This window comes from Archangium lansingense (assembly GCF_026626635.1).
GTDB lineage: Bacteria > Myxococcota > Myxococcia > Myxococcales > Myxococcaceae > Archangium > Archangium lansingense.
The window spans coordinates 1,098,808-1,122,895 of record NZ_JAPNKA010000001.1 but is presented as its reverse complement, the minus strand read 5'-3'; the positions used below and the strand labels follow the sequence as shown (position 1 = coordinate 1,122,895).

Annotated in this window: 22 protein-coding genes; 11 read left to right on the top strand and 11 right to left on the bottom strand. The window is 68.3% G+C overall.

The features are described from left to right. Positions 1–29: 29 nt before the first annotated feature. From OV287_RS04540 to OV287_RS04530, 3 genes are read left to right on the top strand one after another with little or no spacing between them, the layout of a single operon-like run. Positions 30–1,931: a serine/threonine protein kinase gene (locus OV287_RS04540; RefSeq protein WP_267532739.1), complete on the top strand. Its 1,902-nt coding sequence runs from the start codon at positions 30–32 to the stop codon at positions 1,929–1,931. A 24-nt stretch (positions 1,932–1,955) separates the two neighbouring features. Then, positions 1,956–2,714: a DUF2381 family protein gene (locus OV287_RS04535; RefSeq protein ID WP_373371801.1), complete on the top strand. Its 759-nt coding sequence runs from the start codon at positions 1,956–1,958 to the stop codon at positions 2,712–2,714. Then, on the top strand, positions 2,653–2,895 hold the full coding sequence (locus OV287_RS04530) for a DUF2381 family protein (protein ID WP_373371800.1): 243 nt from the start codon (positions 2,653–2,655) through the stop codon (positions 2,893–2,895). Before OV287_RS04535 ends, OV287_RS04530 begins: the two co-directional genes overlap by 62 nt. Positions 2,896–2,917: 22 nt before the next feature. Here OV287_RS04530 and OV287_RS04525 read toward each other — a convergent pair whose 3' ends face one another. The 5 genes from OV287_RS04525 to OV287_RS04505 form a co-directional block, all read right to left on the bottom strand. Next, positions 2,918–3,898: an Rpn family recombination-promoting nuclease/putative transposase gene (locus tag OV287_RS04525; RefSeq protein ID WP_267532738.1), complete on the bottom strand. Its 981-nt coding sequence runs from the start codon at positions 3,896–3,898 to the stop codon at positions 2,918–2,920. Positions 3,899–3,979: 81 nt separating this feature from the next. Then, entirely contained in the window at positions 3,980–5,053 is a 1,074-nt protein-coding gene (locus tag OV287_RS04520) for a Kelch repeat-containing protein (RefSeq protein WP_267532737.1), read from the bottom strand. 139 nt (positions 5,054–5,192) lie between these two features. Then, on the bottom strand, positions 5,193–5,693 hold the full coding sequence (locus tag OV287_RS04515; protein WP_267532736.1) for a thermonuclease family protein: 501 nt from the start codon (positions 5,691–5,693) through the stop codon (positions 5,193–5,195). Further along, entirely contained in the window at positions 5,684–6,862 is a 1,179-nt protein-coding gene (locus tag OV287_RS04510; protein ID WP_267532735.1) for a lamin tail domain-containing protein, read from the bottom strand. The genes OV287_RS04515 and OV287_RS04510 overlap by 10 nt, the downstream gene beginning before the upstream one ends. A 15-nt stretch (positions 6,863–6,877) precedes the next feature. Continuing rightward, the gene (locus OV287_RS04505; protein ID WP_267532734.1) at positions 6,878–8,914 is read right to left on the bottom strand and encodes a hypothetical protein; all 2,037 of its coding nucleotides are present in this window, start codon (positions 8,912–8,914) and stop codon (positions 6,878–6,880) included. Positions 8,915–9,173: 259 nt separating this feature from the next. Between OV287_RS04505 and OV287_RS04500 the strand changes: the two genes are divergently transcribed. Continuing rightward, the gene (locus OV287_RS04500; protein ID WP_267532733.1) at positions 9,174–9,947 is read left to right on the top strand and encodes an alpha/beta hydrolase; all 774 of its coding nucleotides are present in this window, start codon (positions 9,174–9,176) and stop codon (positions 9,945–9,947) included. 1 nt (position 9,948) lies between these two features. Further along, complete coding sequence (locus OV287_RS04495) at positions 9,949–10,521, top strand: DUF2378 family protein (protein WP_267532732.1); 573 nt, start codon at positions 9,949–9,951, stop codon at positions 10,519–10,521. Between the two features lie 12 nt (positions 10,522–10,533). Here the strand turns inward: OV287_RS04495 and OV287_RS04490 are convergent, their stop codons facing one another. Together OV287_RS04490 and ettA are read right to left on the bottom strand one after the other, a co-directional pair. After that, on the bottom strand, positions 10,534–11,694 hold the full coding sequence (locus OV287_RS04490) for an ATP-grasp domain-containing protein (RefSeq protein ID WP_267532731.1): 1,161 nt from the start codon (positions 11,692–11,694) through the stop codon (positions 10,534–10,536). 173 nt (positions 11,695–11,867) lie between these two features. Beyond that, positions 11,868–13,547 (bottom strand): energy-dependent translational throttle protein EttA, encoded by a 1,680-nt coding sequence (ettA, locus tag OV287_RS04485; RefSeq protein WP_267532730.1) that lies wholly within the window; start codon positions 13,545–13,547, stop codon positions 11,868–11,870. Between the two features lie 369 nt (positions 13,548–13,916). On the opposite strand from ettA, the gene OV287_RS04480 reads away from it, so the two are divergent. The 5 genes from OV287_RS04480 to OV287_RS04460 all read left to right on the top strand — a co-directional run bounded on the left by OV287_RS04480 (position 13,917) and on the right by OV287_RS04460 (position 19,423). After that, positions 13,917–14,867 carry an ABC transporter ATP-binding protein gene (locus OV287_RS04480; protein ID WP_267532729.1) on the top strand — a complete coding sequence of 317 codons (951 nt, stop codon included), beginning with the start codon at positions 13,917–13,919 and terminating at the stop codon, positions 14,865–14,867. 40 nt (positions 14,868–14,907) lie between these two features. Continuing rightward, complete coding sequence (locus OV287_RS04475) at positions 14,908–15,669, top strand: ABC transporter permease (RefSeq protein ID WP_267532728.1); 762 nt, start codon at positions 14,908–14,910, stop codon at positions 15,667–15,669. Between the two features lie 93 nt (positions 15,670–15,762). Continuing rightward, a complete protein-coding gene (locus OV287_RS04470; protein WP_267532727.1) occupies positions 15,763–17,361 on the top strand; it encodes a serine/threonine protein kinase in 1,599 nt (532 codons plus the stop codon). A gap of 90 nt (positions 17,362–17,451) precedes the next feature. Then, a complete protein-coding gene (locus tag OV287_RS04465) occupies positions 17,452–18,594 on the top strand; it encodes a serine hydrolase domain-containing protein (protein WP_267532726.1) in 1,143 nt (380 codons plus the stop codon). A gap of 13 nt (positions 18,595–18,607) precedes the next feature. Then, positions 18,608–19,423 (top strand): TlpA family protein disulfide reductase, encoded by an 816-nt coding sequence (locus OV287_RS04460; RefSeq protein ID WP_267532725.1) that lies wholly within the window; start codon positions 18,608–18,610, stop codon positions 19,421–19,423. A 27-nt stretch (positions 19,424–19,450) separates the two neighbouring features. On the opposite strand, the gene OV287_RS04455 is transcribed toward OV287_RS04460, so the two are convergent. The 3 genes from OV287_RS04455 to OV287_RS04445 all read right to left on the bottom strand — a co-directional run bounded on the left by OV287_RS04455 (position 19,451) and on the right by OV287_RS04445 (position 22,358). Next, positions 19,451–19,867: a hypothetical protein gene (locus OV287_RS04455; RefSeq protein WP_267532724.1), complete on the bottom strand. Its 417-nt coding sequence runs from the start codon at positions 19,865–19,867 to the stop codon at positions 19,451–19,453. Between the two features lie 108 nt (positions 19,868–19,975). Further along, entirely contained in the window at positions 19,976–21,328 is a 1,353-nt protein-coding gene (locus tag OV287_RS04450) for an Hsp20/alpha crystallin family protein (protein ID WP_267532723.1), read from the bottom strand. 172 nt (positions 21,329–21,500) lie between these two features. After that, on the bottom strand, positions 21,501–22,358 hold the full coding sequence (locus OV287_RS04445; RefSeq protein ID WP_267532722.1) for a sterol desaturase family protein: 858 nt from the start codon (positions 22,356–22,358) through the stop codon (positions 21,501–21,503). Between the two features lie 118 nt (positions 22,359–22,476). Between OV287_RS04445 and OV287_RS04440 the strand changes: the two genes are divergently transcribed. Beyond that, positions 22,477–22,725 carry an ATPase domain-containing protein gene (locus tag OV287_RS04440; RefSeq protein ID WP_308809826.1) on the top strand — a complete coding sequence of 83 codons (249 nt, stop codon included), beginning with the start codon at positions 22,477–22,479 and terminating at the stop codon, positions 22,723–22,725. Between the two features lie 19 nt (positions 22,726–22,744). On the opposite strand, the gene OV287_RS04435 is transcribed toward OV287_RS04440, so the two are convergent. Beyond that, entirely contained in the window at positions 22,745–24,052 is a 1,308-nt protein-coding gene (locus tag OV287_RS04435; protein ID WP_267532721.1) for an NCS2 family permease, read from the bottom strand. Positions 24,053–24,088: the final 36 nt, after the last annotated feature.

Sequence of the window (24,088 nt, the reverse complement as noted above, 5' to 3'; positions counted from 1 at the left end):
CACCCGCCATCCCGGGAGGATGGCGCCACATGGAACCTGCCCAGACCCGATCCCTCCGCCCCGAGGCCCTGCCCACAGACACGCAGGTGGGCCACTGGCGCGTGGTGGAGCGGTTGGGCGTGGGGGGCTACGGGGCCGCCTACCAGGTGGAGGACATCCATCACCCCGGGGTCATCCTCGCCCTCAAGCTGGCCCTGCGCGCCGGAGACGCACGCGCCGAGCGAGAGGTGGTGTTGTTGATGGACAAGGCCGTCCACCCCAACGTGGTGCGCATCCACGGCCATGGGCGCTGGCCGGATCCGGTCGAGGGACACACCTGGCACGTCATGGATCTGGTGCGCGGCCTCTCCCTGGACGTGTGGGCCGAGACGCTCAATCCCGCGTTCCTCCAGTTCGCCGAGACGGGAGCGAAGATGGCCCTGACACTGGGAGAGCTCCACACCCGGGGCGTGGTGCACCGGGATGTGAAGCCCGGGAACATCCTCATCCGCGAGTTGGACGGAGAGCCGGTGCTGGTGGACTTCGGCATCGGAAGCTACGAAGGCGCCGAGCCACTCACGCCCGCGCCGCTGCCGCCGGGGACTCCGCACCTGCGCAGCCCCGAGGCGATGCGCTTCTGGCTGGAGCGGGGCAAGCAAGCCGGAGAGCCGTACAAGGTGGGCGCCGCGGATGACCTGTACGCGCTGGGGGTGAGCCTGTACCGGGCGGCGACGGGGCACTACCCCTTCAAGCCCGAGCTGGGGGATTTCCTGCCGGTGGCGATCGCCTGCCAACGAGCACCCGTGCCCCGGAAGGTCAACCGCCGGATGCCGCGGGCACTGAGCAACGTGCTGATGCGCATGCTGGCGAAGGACCCGAAGGAGCGCTACCGGAACGGCGCCGAGGTCCACGACGCGCTGATGGCGGCGGCGGCCTTCGGAGAGCGCTCGCAGTGGGAGGCGAGCCTCTTCGAGTGGGAGGAGACACCTGCGGCCCGGGAGGGTGAAGCACCGCAGCGGCGCATCCGCAGGCCGGACCTGCCCACGCGGATGGAGACACCTCCCGCGCCCGCCGTGAGGCTCGCGGAGGGGGGCCACCATTCCAAGCGGGTGCGACGAGGGCAGGCCGAGGCCGCGACGGCTCAACAGCGCCCGAAGCGAAGCCTGGCGCGGCAATGGAAGCTGCTGGGCGTAGCGCTGGGCCTCTGCCTCACCGTGGCAACGGTGTACGGATTTGGCGAGGAGCCAGACGTGAAACCCGCCCGTGCCGTGGGTCACGAAATGGCGCGCGCCCCCGAGTCCTCTGAAACTGGGTCGGCCGCGGCTCCACTACTTCCGGAGTCAACCCCCGCGGCCGTCGCCTCCCGCGCGACGCCCTCCGAGGACGAGCCTCCCGTGAAAGCGAAGCAGCAGAAGAAGAGCCCCACTCCACCGAAGAGTCCGCAGCCGGCCAGGGCGGGCACCAAGATGCTGCGCGACCTGTGTGTCGGTGCCGCAGCCATGACGAACATTGCCTGCGCGGGAGCCCAGGTCGCCAAGGCGCCCGGACCCGAGGACTGCCCACCCGGAGCCATGGAGGCCATGACCCAGACGCTCGGCGACCTCTTCAGATACCGCAATCCCTTGAACTGGAAGGGAACCGCTATCCGCCTGACCGAAGGAGATGGGCGATGGATTCCCGTGCAAGAGGGCGACACCTCGATCCTCCTCTCGGGCCGGTGGGGAAAGCTGCCCCCGAACACCGTGCTCACCGGGAAGATGTATTTCGCGGAAGGGCGTGCCTACGCGCGACTCACACGGGCCTGGACGCCGCAGGGAACCTCCTTTCCCATCTGCGCGGAGCTATGGGAGCCGACAGTGCGCGGCCTCGAGTTGAGGCCAGGACGCACTCGCGGCGAGAGCGAGGCGTTCTCCACCAACATCATTGCGCACCCGGTCCGTCACTTCGACTGATACCCCTCCCCCCTTCGGGCCACCATGATCCTCGCCTCCACCGCCGCGCTCCTGCTGCTCTCGTCGCCTCTGGAGGCCGAAGTTCGCCGCCCCTATCCGGAAGCGTGTGACGAGCCCGCGAGATCCATCGAGCTGTCGGCGAACTCTGCCCGGGAACCGCTCGAGGTGTGCATCAGCGCCGAACTCTCCACCACCTTCGTCTTCGACTCCGGGGTCGCCCGGGTGGAGTTGGAAAACGCGGAGCGGTTCCGGAAGGTGGACGAGGATAAGGAGACCCTCGTCCTCGTGCCCAAAAGGAAACCACGAGGCGGGAAGCCCTCACGACTGACGGTGTATTTCGAGGGGGACGCCGCCCCCGCGAGCGTTGTCTTCGTGCTGGTAGTCCACCCGGCCAGGCTCGCACGAGAGGTGGATGTCTTCCGCTTCGGGCGTCCAGAAGAACCCTTGGAGCGCGAGCTCCGGGAGGAGCGAGAGGAGAACGAAAGGCTCGTTCAGGCGCTGAAACAACTTCAGGTGAAATACGAGGAACAGGGTCTCCTCACCCGGCTGTTCGCCATGGGCCGAATGGAGATGGGCAGACAGGGGGGTCGAGTTCAACGATCTCTCGAAGTCCATCACCAGGGCTCCGGACAACGCGCTGAACGTAGAATCAGTTTTTGCCTACCGCTACAACACGGTCGTCCCGGAAGGAGAAGAGCCCGTGTTCCGGGTGGCCGTGGTGATGACGCTGAAGAATCCAGGGACACTGAGCTGGACGGTGGGGAAGGCCACCCTGGCGCGTGACGGCGAAGAGGCGAAGCAGTCCGGAGTGTGGCAACCGGAGCCCCTTGCGCCCTTGGACTGGGGCTTCATCGTGGTGGAGACAGAGCTGCCGGAGAGAGTGGCCCGCGAGAAGCTCACGCTCCGGCTCTGGGATGAAAACGGAACCCAGAGCGTCGAGATTGGAAACGTGAGCTTTCCCTGACTCCGGTGTCCGAGCGAGCGCTTCAGGCACCTGGGGACGGTTCGCCGGGAGCGCCATCTCCCAGAGCCTCCGAGACATCCGTGGCCGAGAGGGACTGATCGAGCCAACGCTCCAACGTGGCGAGCTGCGTGCACCCCTCGAGCCGCGCCTCATCCAGGGGACCCATTACCAGGCCACGCTTGTGCAGGATTCTCCGGATGGACGCACGCAGCCCCTCCTGCTTGCCCTCCTTGCGTGCCAGCGACAGGGCACCGCGCTCGTCCTGGAGCGCCATGCCAGCCCGGACATACGCATCCCACTCCTCGTCCGTGAAACGGGCCACCCGCGCCGCATCCAGCGCGTCCTTGAAGGGCCGCTCCGCCAGCACCTCCGGCACCATCTCCAGATTCGAGGCCTCGCGGAAGAAGTAGGCCCACTTCTCCACCACCGTGCTCGGAGGGCGCGAGCCGTCGTACTTGGGCAGCTCCAGGAAGACGAACTGGAGCTGACCCAGGCCCCGCGCGCCCCCGTGCTGCTCTTGCATCCGCCACCGGCTGAGCATCGGTACCCCTGGTGCCTCCCGCTGGGGCCACAGCTCGAAGTCACAGATGGTCACGCCGATGACGTCATCCAGGTCCGGATACCTCTGCCCCGCGTCGAGCTGGCCGGTGTACGCCTTGGCCACGTTGTACACCACGCGCTTCTCGAAGCCCTCCACGTTGAGCACCTGCATCTCCACCACGTAGTGCGTGCCTCGCGCATCGGTGCACTTCACGTCGACGATGGAGTACTTGAGCTCCTGCACCTTCGGCCGCTGCTCGGCGGACAGCAGCTCTACCTCCACCACCCGGTGGGCCTCGTCCAATTCCAGCAGTCCGTTGAGCAGCGCCATCAGCAGCGGCTTGTGCTCCTCGGTGCCGAAGATTCTCTTGAAGACGAAGTCCGTCTTCGGATCCGCGAACAGGGGGCGCATGTCATTCATGTAGCGCAAGCGGGGGCGGATGTCGCCCCTCGCCACCTCCATTGCTTGGACCCACCACGGGGAAGCAGCGGGCCCACGGGAATACGCGTACGGAGACGGGTGCAACCTGTCCCCGCGTCCCTCTCACGGCGTGAAGCGGGACGTCGTCTCGCCGACGAGGAGCACCTGACCGGTGTGCAGCAGGGTGGCGGTCGCGGAGGGGGGCACCAGGGCATCGCCCAGCAGGGTCCACGTGTTGGTTTCCGGATCGTACAGCTCGGCGCCCTCCTCGGCGGAGCGGCCCGCCACCAGCACCTTGCCCGAGTAGAGCAGCGTCGCGGTGTGATCCCTGCGCGCCTGGTTCATGGATGCGGCCGGCGTCCACAGATCGAGGAACGGGTCATACAGGTACGCCGACGGAGTGGTCCCCTCGTTCGTGTTGCCACCTGCCACCAGCACCTTGCCCGAGTAGAGCCGCGTCGCGGTGTGGAACGCGCGAGGGCGCGGCATCAGGGCCACCTGCCTCCAGCTATTCGTGGTGGGGTTGTACACCTCCGCGTTCACCCCGGAGATGCTTCCCGTCAACAGCACCTCCCCCGAGTAGAGCTTCGCCGCGGCCTGGAAGAAGCCGCCCGAGCTCAGCGTGCCCGCGGACGACCACATGCCCGTGGCCGGGTCATACAACTCGGCGGTCGGGGTGAAGCCCATGGAGCGCGTCAGCCCGCCCGTGACCAGCACCTTGCCCGAGTCGAGCAGCGTGGCGGTGTGCCAGGAGCGCCCCACCTGCATCGAGCCGGTATAGGTCCAGGTGCCCGTGGCGGGGTCGTACAGCTCCGCGGTCCGGATGTCGGGCCCGACGCTGTTCTGTCCGCCGGCCACCAGCACCTGGCCCGAGTCCAGCCGGGTGGCGCTGGGCAGCCCGCGCGGCTCGTTCATGGGGCCCGTGGCGCTCCAGGTATCCGAGTACGGGTTGTACAGCTCCGCGCCCCCGCCTACCGCCGTCAGCACCAGCCCCGAGCTCAGCAGCGCCGAGGCGTGCGAAGTCGAACGGACGTTCTTGGGGGCATTGCTCGTCCACTGGGGTGCCAGGGCCGCCTCCGCCCGGGTGGACAGCGACGAGGAAGCCGACTGCACCGTGGCGTCCACGCTCTCGCCACAACCAGCAACCATGGAACCCAGACCCGCCAACAACACAGACAACCGGACTGTCTTGTTCATTTGCTCTCCTCAGGGAAAAGGCCAGGCGGAACCCAGCGGCATGTCAGGCTATGACGCTCTTCCGCGAGAACAGAAGCTGTCTGTTCATTCTCAATGCCTCGGGAAATGGAAAGCCAGTGGACGGATGGTCGCACTTCTCTCACCGTGCACACGACACAGGGGAACAACGGCCCCACATCCCGCGCATGGCGCGCCGCGCCGAGGACTCGAGGGCCTCGAACTCCGAGCGCCGGGACTTGCCCGCCGGAGACACGTAGAGGACGCAGGCATACCCGCCCTCCGCGAGCAGCGAATTCACCTCTTGCCCATCCACCGTCACGTACGCGAGCAGCCGTCCGTAGCGATCCGTACAGGCCTCGCCGTACTCCAGTTGCACCAGACGCCCCTCGACGAGCGAGCGGTTGAAGTCCCGAGCCTCGGTGCCGAAACACTCGAGTTTTCCACCCGTGCTCTCCGGAGTGTCCACGAGCAGGTAGCGCACGCGCTCGCCGCTCTGCAGCACGAGGGTGTCACCATCCACGACCCTCGACACCACACCAGCGCTCGGGCCACAGGCGGACTCCGAGCCACACGCGCACAGGGCGATGAGCCCCAGCCCGAGCACCACACACAGCACCCGCCAACCTTTCATCAGGTGCATGGACGGTTCTCCGCTCCAGGGGTGCCCTGGTCTCCCTTGCCAAAGCGAAAGTCCTTGGGCGTCGGACAGAAGCTCTCCGGCGCATCGTTGCGCGTAACATCCCTGCGGGCCGGGTCGAGCTGACGGGAGACCCCTGGAATCGCAGCGCTCGTCCAGGCCACCTCATCGAGCAACGTCTCTTCCAGAGACAAGCGGAGCGCATGCGACCCCTCTCCGTTGCTCAAACCAAACGCGAAGCTCCCCAGCACCGGAGGCAGTCCCCCGTTGATCGTGGCCTCGGCGCTCCGCGCGAGCACCCCATGGGTACCGGCCCTCAACTCCAGACATCGTGAGTCGCCAAGCAGGGTCCGGCCACTCCCCTCGTTCGTGAGCGTCACGCCATTGAGGTCCACATCGCGCAGCGCATACACCTCCACCCACTCGCCCTGCGCATCCGCGACGGCCTTCGGATCGGCCATGACCTCGGTGATGACCAGGTCACCTGGACGCGGACGCGACAGGCTCCGCACCGTCCCCGTGCGAGAAGACAGACATGAGTCCGCAGGAACTCCCGCATCCTCTGTGCCCGCACAGGCCGGGTTCGCGACGCCAGGGCTCGCGCGCATACCACCGTCGGAGGCGGAAGCAGGCGCATCACACCAACGGCTCACCTCATCGTTGTCGAGCGCATCCGGGACGAGCTTCCCATCGTAGATGCGTGCCACACCGGAGCGGATAGGCCCGGTGTAGCGCACCTCGTCGACGACAACGTCTCCACAGCGCAGACCCACGAGCCCGCCCGAGTTGCCCAGCGAGCCCAGGATGTCGCTGTACGAGTGATTCACATGGGCGGGCAGCGACTCGGAGCGCACGTCCCCGAGCACCACATACCCCCTCGCCTCCACGGACACGGACGCCTCGAAGAGGTAGGCCTTCTCCTGCGAGCCATCCGGACGCGCCGCGTAGAGCAGCAGCCCGCGCAGGTCCACCGCCGAGCGCCCGGGGTTGTAGAGCTCCATCCACTCTTGCCCCGTGTCCGTTCCCTCGGGGTCCGGCAGGAGTTCGGTGAGGACGACATCTCCGGGCCTCCACCCTTCACAGGCGGGCTCCACGGCACCGGGGGCGAGGTCACAGGCGCCACACACGAGCACCAGGGTCACAGCTAGACAGCAAATGGGAACGGCTCTCATCCAGGTCGGCTCCATCTAGAAACGGCCCTCCAGCTCCAGCCGGAGGAGGTGTTGCGGTGGCTCGGGGGGCGAGCGCGCGCCCACGGGTGCCTTGAGGTCCAACGCAAGCTCGTACCGTGCGCGAGTGCTCAGCTCGGGGATGACAGCCCAGGCCACCTCCAGCGAGGTGCGCAGCGCCTGCGTGAGCCGGGTGTTCTCGGAGAGGTCCTCGTCCTGCCAGCTCGCGCGCCCGTGCAGGCGCAGCGATGGCAGTGGCTTCACGAGAACCTCCAGCAGGGCCCGGCCGTCCTGCTGAAAGCTCCCAGGGCGCTGACGGCTGCCCACCAGCGTGTGCTGATACTGCGCGGCCAGCATCAGGCCCTCGGTGGCGTCGAGCCGCACACGGCCCGTGACGCGGTACTGCTCACCGACACAGTCCTCTCCCTCGAAGCACAGCCCGGGCCCGTTCTGGCCCAGGTCCTTGTTGCGATGCTCCACCCATATCGAGGGCTGGAGCTCCGGCACACCTACGTAGTCCACCCGGGCGGAGGTCCCCAGATGAACGAGGCCGGAGTCCTCGCCCCCGGGAGGCTGCGTCCACACGTCCACCCTGCCCGTCATGCGCCACGCGCCATCCTCCGTCTGGTGGAGGTAGCGCAGCCGCGCACCCAGCTCGTTGCTCGCGCGCGTACCCTCGAACTCGTCAGGGCCGGAGACAGCGCGGCTGTAGGGATTGTCGAAGTCGCGCCCGTAGCAGCGCAGCGTCAGCTCCAGTTCTCGCCTCCGGTCGCCAAGCACGGTGCGATGGACAGCACCGAAGCCTCCACCCGTCCCGCCAGGGCCCGAGAAGCTCCGCGCGCCCTCGAGGAACAGGTCCACCGGCCCGGTGCCCCATGACGCATCGAGGCCCACCGCGCCATAGCCACCGCCCCCGGGAAAGCGCGAGTGCTCCTGAAGGTCGAGCACCACCCCCTCCACTGCCCACACTGGCCAGGCGCCCCACCCCGTCAGGCCCACGCGAGTCCGAGGTGAAAAGCCCACGGAGGCATGGCCGCCTCCGGCCAGCTCGTGGAAGACGTCCGGCAGGGTGCGCGAGATGAAGCGCACGGCTCCCGGCACCTGCTTCCCGGGAAGCACAGCGAGCACGTCTGGCGTCTTGCGAGTGCTCGTGTCGAACAGCTCGTACTGAGAGAGGTCTCGCGACTGATGCGAGCCGAAGCCCGTGAACGCGAGCGTCACGCCCTCTACCTGCCCGCGCACGGTGCCGGCGACACCGCGAAAGCCCTCCGCCCAGCCGAAGTCCGGGGTGACGCGCCCCGGCGTCTCCTCCACCGGACAGGCGCCCGTTCCCGTCAGCATGCAGCGCCGCTCGGGCGTGCCGGGCACGTGAAATCCCTCATCAGGCATGAAGCCGTCCGGTGCTGGGCGGCCCGTCGTGTCCAAGGTGAGCCGCTGCCCGAAGCCCAGCCGATACGTCCCCACCAACAGCGAGGCGTGCTGGCCCCCCCAACGCACGTGAAACTTCGGCAGCCGGGGCGCCACACCGGGAAGCTCGGCCACCAACGCGCGGCGGCGCGGCTCGTAACGCACGGCCTCCAGCCGGCGCCGGGTGAGTGTGGCCACGACACCGCCCCGAAAGCCCAGGGGTCCCTCGGCCTGCGCCTGAAGCAGCACCGGAGGCACCAGCCCATCCGCCGCTCCATAGGCCGTCAACAGGCGCAGGCGCCCGGAGAAGCTCCTCGTCCCGCGCGCCTCCCCGGTAAGGAAGGGCCGCACCTGGCGGAGCTGCTCCGCGGTGAGCACCCCGGCGTCCACCAACGCCTCCGGCGCGAAGGAGCCCTCCACCCGCGCTCGGTACGCGAGCAGCGCATCCACCTGCGCCCAGGTAAGCCCCGGCAGGGCGTACAGCACCTCGCGAGAGGCCGTGCGCACATCCACCCCGGTGCGCAGCAGCTCCCGCAGGGTCTCGAACTCCTCCTCCGCGAGAACCCCGTCCTCATAGAGCGTGCGCAGCTCCGCCTCGTCGGTGATGGAGAGCCCGGCCGCGTATGGCTCGGCCCGCGCCCCTGGCACAGCGAGACACATCCAGGTTGTCAGCAGGGCAGGCAGGCAGGCGGCTCTCACGCGGCCGGCGCAATGCACGCGGGAGACCAACGAGGACACCTCGGGGACCCGACCCGCGAGGTGTCCCAAACGGGGAACGCCCATCCAGGCGCCGGACCCCGGAGGGCCTCCGCCCACACTGCTGGCGTAGCGAGTCCATCTCCGAGAGGGTTGGCCGGGAGCGCGGGGCCATCTATCGTTCCACCAGGCCGTTCAACTGCGCCCCCCTATGGGTCACGTGCACATCATCCGAAACTTCGTCTCCCCGCAGGAGGGCTTTACCCGCACCGTGCGCATCTACACGCCGGACGGGTACGACCAGGCCCCCCACCACCGGTTCCCCGTCCTCTTCATGCACGACGGGCAGAACGTCTTCGCCCATCCCGAGTCCGCCATCTTCGACACGTGGTGTGCCAACCTCGCGCTGGAGCACATGGTGGGCGAGGGCCGAGCGGAGCCGTGGATCATCGTGGGCATCGACTCGGGCTCTGGGCGGCTCGAGGAGTACTCGCCCTGGAACGAGTCGCGCGCCAACGTGCACGCCCGGGGCGAGTCCTACGCCCGCTTCATCGTCGAGACGCTCAAGCCCTACGTGGATAACGTCTACCGCACGCGCCAGGGCGCCGAGTGGACGGCCGTCATGGGCTCGTCGCTGGGCGGGCTGATGTCGCTGTACCTCGGCTGGAAGTACCCCGAGGTGTTCGGCCGCATCGGCGCCCTGTCTCCCTCGGTGATGTGGAGCGAGTACAAGCTGTTCCAGAACTGGAAGGCCCACAGCCGGCGCTGGTCGCGCATCTACCTGGATGCCGGCACGGAGGAGTGGATTGATCCGGGTGGCGTGCCGCTGCCCTACGGCGAGGCCACGCGCGACTTCTACTTCCACCTCAAGCGGCTGGGGTACGCGGACCACGAGCTGGCCCTGGTGCTGGAACCGGGCGGGCTACACCACGAGACGGCCTGGCAGCGCCGGCTCCCGGTGGCAATGAACTGGCTGCTCGGATGACGTGAAGCCCCGGGGCGAGGTGAGGCCAGAAGACCGGAAGGTCTTCGTTCAGGTGATGGAGGGCCTGCTGCGCCACGGTGTGGGTGAGCGGGTAACGCCACGGCTGCGCGAGCGGCTGAAGATGATGGGGCTGGATCTGGACCGGCCGCTGCCGCCGGCCTACCCGGCGATCCAGTGGCTGCACTGCCTGCACATCATCCTGGAGGAGGTGTACCCGGGCGTGCCGCGCGAGGAGGGCTTCCGTCAGCTCGCGGAGCACCACGTGAAGGGCTACGGCCATACGCTGGTGGGGCGCGCGATGATGCGGCTGCTGCGGCTGCTCGGGCCCAAGCGCACGGTGCAGCAGATGGTGCAGGCCCTGCGTGCCGGGGACAACTACACCGAGGTGCGGCTCAAGGAGCTGGGGCCCGGCAACTGGGAGATGTGGATGAACTCGGTGCTGGACGCGCCGGGCTACGCGGAGGCGCTCTTCGTGAACTTCCTGAAGGCGAGCGGCGCGGCGGAGCCCCACGCGGCCATCGTGCGCAGGGAGGACGGGGGCACCGTCTACCTGCTGCGCTGGAAGGAGCACTGAGGGCGCTCCGGGTCAGGCGGTGGCCTGGATGAGGCGCACGGCGTCCTTCATGTCTTCGAGGCGCTCGTGGCGGGTGAGGTACATCTCGGAGCCCATGGCGTTGTGGTAGACGGCGGGCAGCTCGCGGTGGAGCAGGAGCGCGTCGCCGAGCTTCGCCACCAGCTCCGCGTGGGAGTAGCGGTAGCGCCGGGAGGAGCGCCGGGCGACGTGGCACACGTGGTACTTGGGCGTGTAGCGGAAGTCGCGCAGGTCATCGCCGGTGAGGACGCGGGCCCAGAGGCGGTACACGTCCATGTCGCACGCGTAGTTCATCTGGTCCGTCATGAAGCCACCGGGCGGACGCAGGTTGGCCTCGAGGGCGACGTAGCTGCCGTCGGAGAGGCGGAAGAACTCGAGGTGGAACCAGCGCTCGCGCAGGCCGAGCGCGGCCACGGCACGGCGGCCGAGGGTGTCGAGGGCGGGAGGAATCTCCTTGAGGCTCCAGAAGGAGATGTCGCGCTGTTCGAGCACCACCTCCATGACGCCGTCGCTGTACTCGTGGCTGAGGTGGAAGACGATGTTGCCCTCGCGATCCACGAGCCCGTCATAGGTGACGATGGCGCCGCGCACGAAGGCCTGGGCGACGTAGTTGGAGAGGGGCTCCTCGAGGGCCTCGTCGACGTCGGCGTCGGAGGAGACCTTGAAGGTGCGGGCAGCGCCGACGCCCACGTCCGGCTTGAGGACGAGCGGGTAACCGACGCCGCGGGCAAAGGCCTTCACGCCGGCGGCATCCTTGACGGGGATGCCATCGGGGTGGGCGACACCGGCCTTCTTGAAGACATCGTGCATGCCCAGCTTGGTGCGCAGCCGGACGATGTCGGCGGGAACGAGGCCGGGAACGTGGAAGTCCTCGCGGAGGCGGGCCTCCACTTCGAGCCAGGTCTCGTTGAGCGAGTCGATGCGATCGATACGACCGTGGCGCCAGGTGAGGTAGCCGGTGGCGCGCAGGAGGGCGTCGTAGTCGTTGAGGTTGGGGGTGAAGAAGTACTCGGAGAGGGCCTCGCGCAGCTCGTGGCGGAGGGAGTCGTAGGGGGAGTCGCCGATGCCCAGGACGTTGACACCGCGCTCGCGCAGGGCGGTGACGAAGTGGAAGAACTGGGAAGGGAAGTGAGGGGAGATGAAGACGACGTTCATGGACGAGCTCGGGCGCGGCCTCTTGCGCGGCATGTGACCATAGCGCGAGCCGGGGCGCCGCCTACTTCTCGGCCGGACCCGAGGTGACCACCGTCACACAAAACCCCCTCCCTGGAAGGCAAGGAGGGGGTTCTTGGGTCTACTGAGTCAGCGATTGTGTGTCAGCGCTTCGCTCAGTTCTTCGTGAGCGGGCGGTAGCGGATGCGGTGCGGCTCCAGGGCCTCGGGACCCAGGCGCTTCTTCTTGTCCGCCTCGTAGTCCTGGAAGTTGCCCTCGAAGAAGAACGCCCGGCTGTCTCCCTCGAACGCCAGGATGTGCGTGGCGATGCGGTCCAGGAACCAACGGTCGTGGCTGATGACCACCGCGCAGCCCGCGAAGCTCAGCAGCGCGTCCTCCAGGCTCCGCAGCGTCTCCACGTCCAGGTCGTTCGTGGGCTCGTCCAGCAGCAGCAGGTTGCCGCCACTCTTGAGCATCTTCGCCAGGTGCACCCGGTTGCGCTCGCCGCCCGACAGGTCCTTCACCCGCTTCTGCTGGTCCTGTCCCTTGAACGCGAAGCCCGCCAGGTACGCGCGGCTCGGCATCTGCCCCGCCCGGCCCAGGTCGATGTAGTCCAGCCCGCCGCTCACTTCCTCGAAGACGCTCTTGTCCCCTTCCAGCGCGTCGCGGCTCTGATCCACGTACGCCATCTTCACGGCCTCACCCACGCGCAGCTCGCCGCCGTCCGGCTTCTCCACGCCCGTGAGCATCCGGAAGAGCGTCGTCTTGCCCGCGCCGTTGGGGCCAATCACGCCCACGATGCCACCCGGCGGCAGCCGGAAGTTCAGATCGTCGATGAGCAGCCGCTCCCCGAAGGCCTTGCGCAGCCCCTTGGCCTCCACCACCAGCCCGCGCAGCGGCGGCCCGGCCGGAATCGTCACCTCGCCCGTCGCGTCGCGCTTCTCCTGCGTCTGGTTGAGCAGATCCTCGTACGCCGAGATACGCGCCTTGCTCTTGGCCTGACGCGCCTTGGGCGACGCACGCACCCACTCCAGTTCGCGCTTGAGCGTCTTCTGCCGCGCGCTCTCCGACTTCTCCTCCAGCTCCAGCCGCTTCTGCTTCTGCTCCAGCCAGCTCGAGTAGTTGCCCTTCCAGGGCACTCCCTCGCCGCGGTCCAGCTCCAGAATCCACTCCGCCGCGTTGTCCAGGAAGTAGCGGTCGTGCGTGATGCAGACGATGGTGCCCTTGTACTCCGTCAGGGCCTGCTCCAGCCACGCCACGCTCTCGGCATCCAGGTGGTTGGTGGGCTCGTCCAGCAGCAGCAGGTCCGGCTTCTCCAGCAGAATCCGGCACAGCGCCACACGGCGCTTCTCACCACCGGACAGCTTCGTCACGTCCGCGTCCCCCGGCGGCAGACGCAGCGCGTCCATGGCCATCTCCAGGGTCCGATCCAGCTCCCAGCCGTTGCACGCGTCGATCGCGTCCTGCAGCTTGCCCTGCTCGGCCAGCAGCTTCTCCATCGCCGCGTCATCCATCGGCTCGGCGAACTTCGCGCTCACCTCGTTGAAGCGGTCCAGCAGCGTGCGGATGGGCTTGAGGCCCAGCTCCACGTTGCCCTTCACGTCCAGCGTGGAGTCGAGCTGCGGCTCCTGCGCCAGGTAGCCCACGCGCGCGCTCGGGTCCGGCTTGGCCGTGCCAAAGAACTCGGTGTCCACGCCCGCCATGATGCGCAGCAGCGTCGACTTACCGGAGCCGTTGGGACCGATGACGCCAATCTTCGCGCCCGGGAAGAAGGACAGGTAGATGCCCTTGAGGATCTCCTTGCCGCCCTTGACCTTGCGCAGGTCCTGCATGGTGAAGATGAAATTCTGGGCCATCTCGCTCTTTCTGCCTCCGACTCGGTGACGTGGACGCTGGCGGATACTAAGGAGCCACGGCGGGCGCAAGACGCTCGGCCGCTCGCTCGCTCTTCAGGACACTTGATTCCCGGGCTTCCGCCTCTTCCGACCCAGAACACCCCACACGGCGCACTGCGTCCTCCCCGGCGCAGGCACTCCCCTGGATTTCCGGGGTCCCCTGCCCTCCAACCGGAGCGCCACGCCTGGCGGTCCGCTCCGAGCCCGGGCGAGCCGGCAGGGAGGCCACGGCGGAGCAGCCCCCCTTCTGCTTCACCCTCATTGAAACGGGAGGGGTCTCGCGGTCGGGACTTCCCGAGCGCCGTGGGGGTGGTAAAGGCGTCCCCCACCATGTCCTCCACTCCCGCGCTCGAGCTCCGCGGCCTCACCAAGACGTACGGCGGCAAGCTCACGGCCCTCACCGACGTCAACCTCACCATCCGTCCCGGGGAGATCTTCGCCCTGCTCGGCCCCAACGGCGCGGGCAAGACGACGCTCATCGGCTCGGTCTGCGGGCTGGTGAAGAAGACGAGCGGAAAGATTCTCGTCTTCGGGAACGACCTGGACGAGGACCCGGTGCGCCCGCGCTACGAGGTGGGCCTGGTGCCGCAGGAGATCAACTTCGATCCCTTCTTCTCGGTGGCCGAGTCGCTCTACATCCAGCAGGGCTACTACGGGCAGGAGCGGGACGAGGCGCGGGTGAAGGAGGTGCTCACCGCGCTCAACCTGCAGAACAAGGCGGACTCGCTCACGCGCGCGCTGTCGGGAGGCATGAAGCGCCGACTGCTCATCGCCAAGGCGCTGGTGCACAAGCCGCGGCTCGTCTTCCTGGACGAGCCCACCGCGGGCGTGGACGTGGAGCTGCGCCGAGACTTGTGGACGTACGTGCGCAAGCTGGCCTCCGAGGGCACCACCATCGTCCTCACCACGCACTACCTGGAAGAGGCCGAGGAGCTGGCCGACCGCGTGGGCGTCATCAACGAGGGCAAGCTGCTGCTGGTGGAGGAGAAGAAGGCGCTGCTGCGCCGGCTGGGCGAGAAGCGCCTCATCGTCACCTTCACCGGGCCCGTCACCGAGCTGCCCGAGTCCGTGCGCAAGACGGGCGCCACGCTCGCCGCCGACGGAAAAACCCTCACCTACCCCGAGCGCGAGGGCAGTGCCCCCGCCGGTGACATCCTCCGCACCCTCTACACGCAGGGCCTCCCGGTGGGGGACGTGGAGACACGCCACTCGCGCCTGGAGGACATCCTCATCGACATCCTGCGCGGCAAGCCCGCCGCCGCCGCCGCTGGCGCCGCCTGAGCGCCCCACCCGACTTCACACGACTCCGCACGACGACCTCATGAACACGATTGGGATGAAGTCCCTGCTGCTGAAGGAAGTCCGCCGCTTCATGCGCGTGCCGGGCCAGACGGTCCTCTCACCGCTCATCAGCACCTCGCTCTACTTCCTCGTCTTCGGCTACTCGCTCTCCGGCCGCGTGCACGAGGTGGAGGGCGTGCCCTACCTGCAGTTCATCGTCCCCGGGCTCGTCTTCCTGGGCCTGGCCAACAACGCCTTCCTCAACAGCAGCTCCTCGCTGTTCATCACCAAGATTCAAGGCACGGTGGTGGACCTGCTGGTGGCGCCGCTGGGACCCCTGGAGTTGATGGCCGGCTTCATCGGCGGGGCCATGATTCGCGGACTGCTGGTGGGCGGACTCACCTGGGTGGTGGCCTCCTTCTTCACTGGCTTCCACCTGGAGCACGCGCCCGCCACGCTCCTCTTCCTCCTGCTGTCCTCCTACACCTTCAGCGTCCTGGGGATGCTCGCCGCCGTGTGGGCCGAGAAGTTCGAGCAGATCAACTTCTTCCCCACCTTCGTGATGCTGCCGCTCACCTTCCTGGGCGGCATCTTCTACTCGGTGCGTGAGCTGCCCTCGCCCTGGAACGTCATCAGCCTCTTCAACCCCATGGTCTACATGGTGGAGGGGCTGCGCTACGGAATGCTGGGCATCAGCGGCTTCGCGCCTCTGCTCGGCCTGGGCATCCTCCTCGCCGTAGCCCTCGCCGCCACCGCCCTGGCGTGGGTTGCGTTACGTTCTGGTTACAAACTGAAAGCCTGAGTACCCGAAGGGTGCCTGCCTGCCTGCTCTTCTGCAGAATGTCTCGACGAGGACATTCGCTGATTCTGAGAAGCCGGGTTATCGTGTTGCGTCATGGCAGTCCCCTTCGGCAAGTACCAGTTGTTGCGCAAGATTGCCTCCGGCGGAATGGGTCAGGTCTTCCTGGCTCTCGAGCGAGGAGCCGGTCTGGAACGACTCGTCGTGCTCAAGCTCATCCTGCCGCACCTGGCTGAGGACGAAGAGTTCCTCACCATGTTCCTGGAGGAGGCGAGGCTGGTGGCGCGGCTGGCGCACCCCAACCTCATCACCATCCTGGAGCTGACGGAGATCGACAGCCGGCACTGCCTGGCGATGGAGTACGTGCAGGGCGACGACGTGCGCCGGCTGGAGAAGTTCGCGCGGACGCAGGGCAAGCCGCTGCCGGTGGGGCTGGTGCTGCGCATCATCGCGGAGGCGGCGGCGGGGCTGCACTACGCGCACCAGGCACGCAATCCCCAGGGCCAACCGCTGCACCTGGTGCACCGGGACGTGTCGCCGCAGAACATCCTGGTGGGCTTCGACGGAGGCGTGAAGGTCATCGACTTCGGCGTGGCCAAGGCCGCGGGCAGCGCGTCGCAGACGGCCACCGGAGTGCTCAAGGGCAAGTACCCGTACATGTCGCCGGAGCAGGCCAACGGCCAGCACGTGGATGGACGCAGCGACTTGTTCGCGCTGGGCGTGGTGCTCTGGGAGCTGCTGACGGGCAAGCGCCTGTTCAAGGGTGAGTCGGACCTGATGACGCTGCGGCTGGTGCGCGACTGCCAGGTGCCGCCCCCTTCCCAACTCAACCCGAAGCTGCCGCCGGGCCTGGACGAGCTGGTGCTCCGCGCACTGGCGACCACGCCGGAGGGGCGCTTCCCGGACTGCGGAGCCTTCCGGCTGGCCATCGAGGACTACATCCTCCAGTACCGGTTGCCGGCCAGCAACGCGCACCTGTCCGCGTACCTGAGGGAGCTGTACACGGAGCGCATCGCGCGCGAGTCGGACCCGGCCAACCTGGACCAGCTCACCGAGGACTCGGACCTGGACTCGAAGTCCAACCCGTCGAGCAGCGTGCGCTCGCTCTCTCGGCAGCTCCCGCAACGAGTCCCCACACCGCCGCCGGCGCCGGGGACCCCCATCATTCAGCAATCCCGGCCGCTGACGAATGGCAGCGCCAAGCACACGCTGTCGATGCCTCCCGCCCCCGAGCCGCGGCGGCGCCTCCCGCTGGTGGCGATTGGCGCCGGCGTGGGCGTGCTGCTCATATGCGCGGGGGCGGCAATCGTGATGCTGCGCCAGCAGCCAGCCACGTCCACCCAGCCGACGGAGCCTCCCCAGGTGGTGCGGACCCAGCCCCCGCCCGCCAACCCCGAGCCGCCCGAGCAGGTGGAGCCTCAGCCGGTGAAGCTGAAGGTGCTCTCGGAGCCAGCGGGCGCATTGGTGGAGGTGGATGGGAAGCAGCACGGCGAGACGCCCGTGGACCTGCCACTCACGCCGGATGCACCACCCGTGCGGGTGGCGCTGAAGCTGAACGGCTACGAGACGGTGGAGCGCCGGGTTTCCGCCGGAGACGCACCCGAGGTCTCGGTGAAGCTCACGCCGAAGACCTCGGTGCAGAAGCCCCCGCCGCGCCGCAACAGCTCCTCGCTGGACATCAAGCGGGGCCGCTGAGCGGCCCCGACGTGCGCCTGGTCCAGGCGCCACAAGACGACTCCTCCGCGCGAGTGGAGGCGGCAGGTGTGAGGTATGGATGACGTTCGTATGAACGACTCCCCCCTCGCGACCGCCGCCCTCATCGCCGCCCTCGCCCTGCTCGCTGGCTGTACCGCGGCCACGTCGAGCGTCAAAACACGCCCGGCCCCGGACGCACACACCGTGGACCCGATCTTCGCCGCCTATGCCAGCCCGGAAGGTCCCGGCGCCAGCGTCGTCGTGATTCATGAAGGGCAGGCCGTGCTCAGCCGCGCCTACGGTCTGGCCGAGCTCCCGGAGCACACGCCCGCCACGCCCAAGACGCACTACCGGCTGGCTTCCCTCTCCAAGCAGTTCACGGCCATGGCCATCATGCGGCTCGCCGAGGAGGGCAAGCTCCGCTACGACGACCGCGTGGTCGACGTGCTCCCCGGCTTCCCCGCCCACGCGCGCGAGGTCCGCATCCGCCACCTCCTCAACCACACCTCGGGCATCTGGGACTATGAGGCCTTCGTCCCGGCCACCCAGACCGTGCAGGTGAAGGACCGCGACGTGCTCGAGCTCGTCTCCCGCGCCGAGCGCACGTACTTCCCGCCCGGGACCGCGGTGCGCTACAGCAACTCCGGATACGCGGTGCTCGCGCTCATCGTGGAGCAGGTCGGTGGGATGCCGTTCGCCCGCTTCCTGCACGAGCGCGTCTTCACCCCGGCGGGTCTGCGCTCGACGGTCGCACACGAGGAGGGCCGCTCAACGGTCCCCCAGCGCGCGTACGGCTATGTGGCCGACACGCAGGGCTTCCGCCCGCGAGACCAGAGCTCCACCAGCGCAGTGCTGGGAGATGGCGGCATCTACTCGTCCGTGGAGGAGCTGGTGGCGTGGGACAGGGCATTGGACACGCACGCACTCATCGGCGAGGCCACCCAGCGGCTCGCGTGGACGGCGCCGACCCTGCCGGATGGCACCTCCTCGCGCTATGGCTTCGGCTGGTTCATCGATGAGGACGGGGGACGGCTGCGCCTCTCGCACCACGGGGAGACGTCGGGCTTCACCAACGCCATCGTGAAATATCCGCAGCAGCGGCTCACGGTCATCGTCCTGACGAATCGCGCCGGCGGAGAGCCGTGGAGGCTCGCTCAGCAGGTGGCGGACCTGTGGCTCGAAACCCCCGGGACGCGCCCCTGGCCCTTCGAGACCTTTCCCAACGCACGCTAGACTGAGAGGGCACATGTCCCCATTGCTCCGCTCCCGTTCGCTCCTCGTAGGCCTGCTGCTGATGACGAGCCTCGCCTGCGGCAAGAAGAGACAGCCCTCCGAGGAGTACACCCAGGCCTATCTCGCCTTCGGGCGGTTGACCGCCGCGAAGATGGATCAGGCCTATGTCGACCCGGAGATGACCGCCATCGAGGAGCAGCTTCGCCGGGTGCCCGAGCAGAGCCTGGATGCGGAAGCAGCGGCCGAGCTCCTCTCACGCATCTCCCAGGAGCGGCAACGCGTCCAGCGCGAGCAGCAGGCGCTGCGAACGATGGTGGCGGCCAACCTCGCCGCCCCCTTGCAGTTGGAGGGCTCCGAGGCCGCCGCCAAGAAGGGCCCTCGCGAGCCCCCGGAGTTCGACGGCAACATCGAGACCGTGGGCGTGGACTCGCTGCCGGAGCGGACGCGCGCGGGCAACAAGGCCACCCTCGTCTTCATCTACGCCTCGTGGTGCCCGGCCTGCCGGCAGACCTTTCCCACCGTGAACCAGTTGGCGCTCAACTACCAGGAGCGCGGCCTGGAGGTGGTGGGCCTGTCGATCGACGAAGATCCGTCCGACCTCGTCCGCTACCTGAAGAAGTCCCGCCCCGCGTTTCAGGCCCTGCGCGCCGCTCCCTACCCTCCCGGCACCCTCAAGCGCGCGGTGAGCGACTTCGGCGGGACGTACCCGAATGCCATTCCCTACCTCGCCCTGCTCGATGGCCAGGGGAGGCTGGTGGCGCAGTCCCCCGGCAACCTCAACCGCAGCGCGCTCGCGGCCCACATCGAGCGGACCCTGCGAAGCCAGTGAACCAGGGCGGGACTCACGCTGTAACGGCTACTTCCGCGAGCCTTTCTCGCGCGGGGCCGCCGCGGGCTCGAGCACCTCAATGGATGTCACGACGCGAACACCGCCCTCGTTGCGGAAGGAGGTGCGGACGCGCGTACCTTCCTGGAGCTGCCCGAGGGCGAGCGGGGCCTGCTGTCCCTCCTGACGGATGGGCACCGTGTCCTCGTCCTTCACGACGACCTGCACCAGTGGTGCCTTCCGGCCCACGTCGAGTGTAAGGACGTTGCCAGTAGCCCCCTTCACCGTGCCGTTGATGGAGCCTGCGTCCGTCTCGGTGAACTGATCTCCAGGCGTGGCCTTCTCCTGGGCGGCCTTGAGCTCCGGGGGGGTGGGGTCCTCGGCCCTCGCCGCACCCAGGGCGAGCGTGGCCACCGTGAGCCCGGCGAGTACGGTCCGTGAGCGCATGGCACTCCTCCTGCGGCGAAAGGTGCACCCCGCCCCAGGTCCCGCCAACCCGCCCCTGCCCTCTCGGGCAGCGAGCAACCCTGGCGGCTGTCCGGTGGCCGCCACTCCCTAGGGTTGCTCGCCGGATACGGCGGACCAGTTCCTCAAGCGGGAGACCAGCTCCTCCTCATCCAGGGTACGCAGGACCACGGCCGCCTCCTGCTTCTGCAGGGACAGCGTGCCCATGAGGACAGAGGCATCCACCGCGGCCGCTCGCAGCGCCGTCGCGAGCGTGAAGATGGCCTCGGCCCAAGCCTTGGCGGCTTCCCCCAGGAGCTTCTGCCGCTCGGCATCCGCGAAGTCCTCGGGTCTGGGCTCCTGCGCCTGCATCGCGCCTCCGCGAGCAAGCTCCAGCGCCTCCTGCATGCGAAGCAGCCGCTGTTGGAACTCGAGCTGGCTCTCCTTCCGCCGGGTTCTCACCTGCCAGCGCTTGAGGAAGGGGCCGCTCTCGGGAGGAAGGTCCCGCCAGAGCTCGAACCCGGCGAACTCCACGAAGCCCATCACCGCCGCCATCACCTGCTCCTGCACGGCGGGCTCCCCATCACGCAGGGAGACCTCCACCGGGAGATGTTGGTGAAGGGGCACCTGCGCGAGCCTCAGTCCGCAGCCGAGCGCCAGCCAGTACCCATCCATCTCGCTCCGCAGTGCCTGGTGCTGAGCACGCAGCTCCTCGAGCTCTTCGCGAAGCTGCTGGAGTGGGTCCTCGGGCCGCGCGGGGGCCGGAGGGGCCGCCCTCCTGCGGAGGCCGAGCTTCCGGGGACGAGAGGTGGTCCCGCTCGCCGGCAGTTCCACCGACAGCACGCCATCCTTGTAGGAGGCGTTGATCCCCTCCCCCTCCACCCCGCCGGGGAGAAGGATGGAGCGGGAGAAGATTCCGTACGGGCGTTCCACCTTGAGGTAGCGCCTGCCAGCGGACTCCGGCTCCCGCTGCCCTCGCAGGGTCAGCGTCTGCCCCTCGAAGAGCACGTCGATCGCCGACTGGGGAATCCCGGGCAGATCCACCCGCAACAGCAGCCCGTGCCCGATATCCAGCACGTCGATGGGCGGCAACTGCCCCTGCTCCGCGGAGGGGGACGTCCAGCCCGAGCCCTCCGCCTGCGGATTCCCTCTCTTCGGAAACCGGATGGTGAGGACGCCATCACGGTAGTCCGCCTGGGGATCTCCCCTGAACTCCTCGGGAAGTGTGAACTCGCGCGCGAAGCGCCCGAAATGGCGCTCGGCGACCAGCAGGCTCCCCTCCACCTCGGGGATGCCGCGAACCCCCTCGAGCGTGAAGCCCCCGCCGTTGAGGGTGAGATCGATGTCCTCCCGAGCAACACCCGGGAGCGCCACTTCGAACACGAACTCGCCGGAGGTCTCGGAGATATCCGTGACCGGTTCCCAGCGGTCCCGCTGCCCGGGGTGCGAGTCCAAGCCCGCCATCCCCTCCCCCGTACGCCATGCCCTGAGATCGATGCTCTCCCTCATAGGCCATCGATTGTACGCCGGACACCCGGGGTGGGGTGTTGAAGATGTCCCTACCGCGGCCGATCCTGAACCTGGGCCGGCGGCACCTCCCCATTCACCAGTGCGCCCTCGGACAACCACCCCAAGACTACGCAGCGGTTGCCTGCGAGGGCTCCTGGGCCACCGCTGCCTGCTGCCGCTCGGCCGCGGCCTTGCGACGCATGTCCTCGGTGGTCTCGCTGTTGCCATCCGGCCGCCATCCCGGCGGCGCGAAGAAGTAGCCGAGCACCTCTCGCGCGCTCCGCGCACTCATCACGTCGCGCAGAAACGGGCCGAACTGATGGAAGGCGATCTTGAAGGGATTGTATGTGTTCAGCGGGTGCACCAGGCCGTAGCGGCACGGCACGTCGTCGCGCTCGGGGAGATAGGTGCCGAACAGGCGGTCGAAGATGACGAGCACGCCGCCATAGTTGGCATCCAGGTACTCGAGGTTCGCCGCGTGGTGGACGCGATGTGCCGACGGCGTGTTGAGGATGCCCTCGAGCGGACCCAGCTTCGGGAACCAGTCCGCGTGAATCCAGAACTGGTAGGACAGGTTCAGGCTGTACGCGGTGAGGATGGACTCGGGCGAGAAGCCGAGCAGCGCCAGCGGCGTGAAGATGGCGTAGGCCCCGGTGATCTTGCTCGTCCAGCCGAGCCGGCTCACGGTGGTCAGGTTGAGCTCATTGGGCGTGTGGTGCACCGCGTGCGAGAGCCAGAACCAACGTGTGCGGTGACCTAGCCGGTGGTACCAGTAGTAGAGGAACTCGACGCCGAAGAACAGAATCACCCACGAGCCCACGCCCAGACTCGAGGCATCGAAGAGCCGGTGCTGCTGGAGCCAGTACGCCCCCGGCAGCGCGACCGCCACGGGAAGGAGCAGGTTGACGGACCGGCCCGCCGCCACGGCGAAGGAGGCGAGGCCGGAGCGCCAGTCGTACGAACGTTTGAAGACGAACTTCAGCATCACCGCTTCCAGCAGGGTCGCGGAGAGTGCGATGAGACCAAGATACCGGGACGCTGAGTGGAGCTCGCCCATGAGGTGAGAGCTAGCACCGCTCACGGATGGACAGCAAGGGACAGGCCTGTCACCGTTCTCGAACGCCGCGCGGAGCAGGCCGGGTATCATCGAAGACGCTGCGGCGCCCTACCTGTCGACGATTCCAGACGCGATTCTGTTGATGGACTACGCGCGCAAGCCGCAGGGCCTGGAGCGGACGATGGCGGTGCTCAAGATGCGGGGCTCGCAGCACTCCTCCGCCGAGCACCGGATGACCATCGTCCCCGGCGGCCTCAAGGTCGAGCCTGTCGAAAGGGTGTCCGCACAGGAGTAGCCGCCGCGGCGGTAGAGGGTCAGGCTCCGCCGCCCGTGGCGTAGTGCAGCACCAGCAGCACCGCCAGCACGTACACCACCGGGTGCGCCTCGCGCGGGCGCCCCGACAACAGCTTCAGCGCCGCGTACGACACGATGCCCGCGCTGATGCCGTTGGCGATGGAGTACGTGAAGGGCATCAACACGATGGTCAGGAACGCCGGCAGCGCATCATCCATCCGGTTCCACTCCAGCTCGCGCGCCCCGCTCATCATCAGCGCCCCCACCACCACCAGCACCGGCGCCGTCGCCACCGGGGGAATCGCCGCCAGCGTGGGCACGAAGAAGAGCGACAGCACGAAGAGCACCGCCACCACCACCGCCGTCAGCCCCGTGCGCCCGCCCTCCTCCACCCCCGCCGCCGACTCGATGTAGCACGTCACCGCGCTCGTCCCGAACATCGCGCCCGCCGCCGTCCCCACCGCGTCCGACATGAAGCCCCGGTCCGCTCCCGGCAGCTCCCCGTTTGGCTTCAGGAAGCCGCCCACGCGCCCCACCGCCACCAGCGTGCCCGCCGTATCGAACACGTCCACGAACAGGAACGTCAGCACCACCGTGAGGAACTTCCCCGTCAGCACCTGCGAGAAGTCGAACGCCCAGAACGTCTCCCGCGGCAGCGAGGGCATGCTCACCCAGGCCGCCGGCGCCTTCGCCAACCCCAGCCCCCACGCCGCCACCGCCACCGCCGTGATGCCGATCAGCAGCGAGCCCCGCACCTTGCGCGCCGACAGCGCGCCGATGATGACCAGCCCCGCCAGCGCCAGCAGCGGCACCGGCGCGCGCACCACCCCCAACTGCACCAGCGTGGCCGGGCTGTCCGTCACCAGCTCCGCGTTCCTCAAGCCGATGAGCGCCAGGAACAGCCCGATGCCCGTGGTGGTGGCCAGCTTGATGGGCCCTGGAATGGCCCGGAGCATGAGCGTGCGGACGCCGCCGTAGGACAGCACGATGAACAGCAGGCCCTCGACGAACACCGCCGTCAGCGCGAAGCGCCAGTCCACCCCCAGCCCCTTCACCACGCCATAGGTGAAGTAGGCGTTGAGCCCCATGCCCGGCGCCATCGCGAAGGGGAAGTTGGCGTACACCCCCATCAGCAGCGTGCCGACCGCCGCGCCCAGCGCCGTGGCCACCGTCACATCCGCCACCGGCATCCCCGCTTCCGACAAGATTTGCGGGTTGACCAGCAGGATGTAGGCCATGGTCAAGAACGTCACCAGGCCCGCGCGCAGCTCCGTCCCCACGGACGAGCCTCGCTCACGAATGTGGAAGAAACGCTCGAGTGCTTCCATGGAGCGCCGGTATAGACGCGCCCCACGCTCACGCCC

Excerpts from the sequence above, each read along its gene's own strand:
- OV287_RS04475 (WP_267532728.1), top strand. The coding sequence starts at position 14,908 with ATGAACACGATTGGGATGAAGTCCCTGCTGCTGAAGGAAGTCCGCCGC.
- OV287_RS04435 (WP_267532721.1), bottom strand. The coding sequence starts at position 24,052 with ATGGAAGCACTCGAGCGTTTCTTCCACATTCGTGAGCGAGGCTCGTCC.
- OV287_RS04470 (WP_267532727.1), top strand. The coding sequence starts at position 15,763 with ATGGCAGTCCCCTTCGGCAAGTACCAGTTGTTGCGCAAGATTGCCTCC.
- OV287_RS04515 (WP_267532736.1), bottom strand. The coding sequence starts at position 5,693 with ATGCACCTGATGAAAGGTTGGCGGGTGCTGTGTGTGGTGCTCGGGCTG.
- OV287_RS04500 (WP_267532733.1), top strand. The coding sequence starts at position 9,174 with ATGGGTCACGTGCACATCATCCGAAACTTCGTCTCCCCGCAGGAGGGC.
- OV287_RS04490 (WP_267532731.1), bottom strand. The coding sequence starts at position 11,694 with ATGAACGTCGTCTTCATCTCCCCTCACTTCCCTTCCCAGTTCTTCCAC.
- OV287_RS04510 (WP_267532735.1), bottom strand. The coding sequence starts at position 6,862 with ATGAGAGCCGTTCCCATTTGCTGTCTAGCTGTGACCCTGGTGCTCGTG.
- OV287_RS04455 (WP_267532724.1), bottom strand. The coding sequence starts at position 19,867 with ATGCGCTCACGGACCGTACTCGCCGGGCTCACGGTGGCCACGCTCGCC.
- OV287_RS04530 (WP_373371800.1), top strand. The coding sequence starts at position 2,653 with ATGACGCTGAAGAATCCAGGGACACTGAGCTGGACGGTGGGGAAGGCC.
- OV287_RS04525 (WP_267532738.1), bottom strand. The coding sequence starts at position 3,898 with ATGGAGGTGGCGAGGGGCGACATCCGCCCCCGCTTGCGCTACATGAAT.
- OV287_RS04445 (WP_267532722.1), bottom strand. The coding sequence starts at position 22,358 with ATGCTGAAGTTCGTCTTCAAACGTTCGTACGACTGGCGCTCCGGCCTC.
- OV287_RS04450 (WP_267532723.1), bottom strand. The coding sequence starts at position 21,328 with ATGGCGGGCTTGGACTCGCACCCCGGGCAGCGGGACCGCTGGGAACCG.
- ettA (WP_267532730.1), bottom strand. The coding sequence starts at position 13,547 with ATGGCCCAGAATTTCATCTTCACCATGCAGGACCTGCGCAAGGTCAAG.
- OV287_RS04460 (WP_267532725.1), top strand. The coding sequence starts at position 18,608 with ATGTCCCCATTGCTCCGCTCCCGTTCGCTCCTCGTAGGCCTGCTGCTG.
- OV287_RS04480 (WP_267532729.1), top strand. The coding sequence starts at position 13,917 with ATGTCCTCCACTCCCGCGCTCGAGCTCCGCGGCCTCACCAAGACGTAC.
- OV287_RS04540 (WP_267532739.1), top strand. The coding sequence starts at position 30 with ATGGAACCTGCCCAGACCCGATCCCTCCGCCCCGAGGCCCTGCCCACA.
- OV287_RS04465 (WP_267532726.1), top strand. The coding sequence starts at position 17,452 with ATGAACGACTCCCCCCTCGCGACCGCCGCCCTCATCGCCGCCCTCGCC.
- OV287_RS04535 (WP_373371801.1), top strand. The coding sequence starts at position 1,956 with ATGATCCTCGCCTCCACCGCCGCGCTCCTGCTGCTCTCGTCGCCTCTG.
- OV287_RS04520 (WP_267532737.1), bottom strand. The coding sequence starts at position 5,053 with ATGAACAAGACAGTCCGGTTGTCTGTGTTGTTGGCGGGTCTGGGTTCC.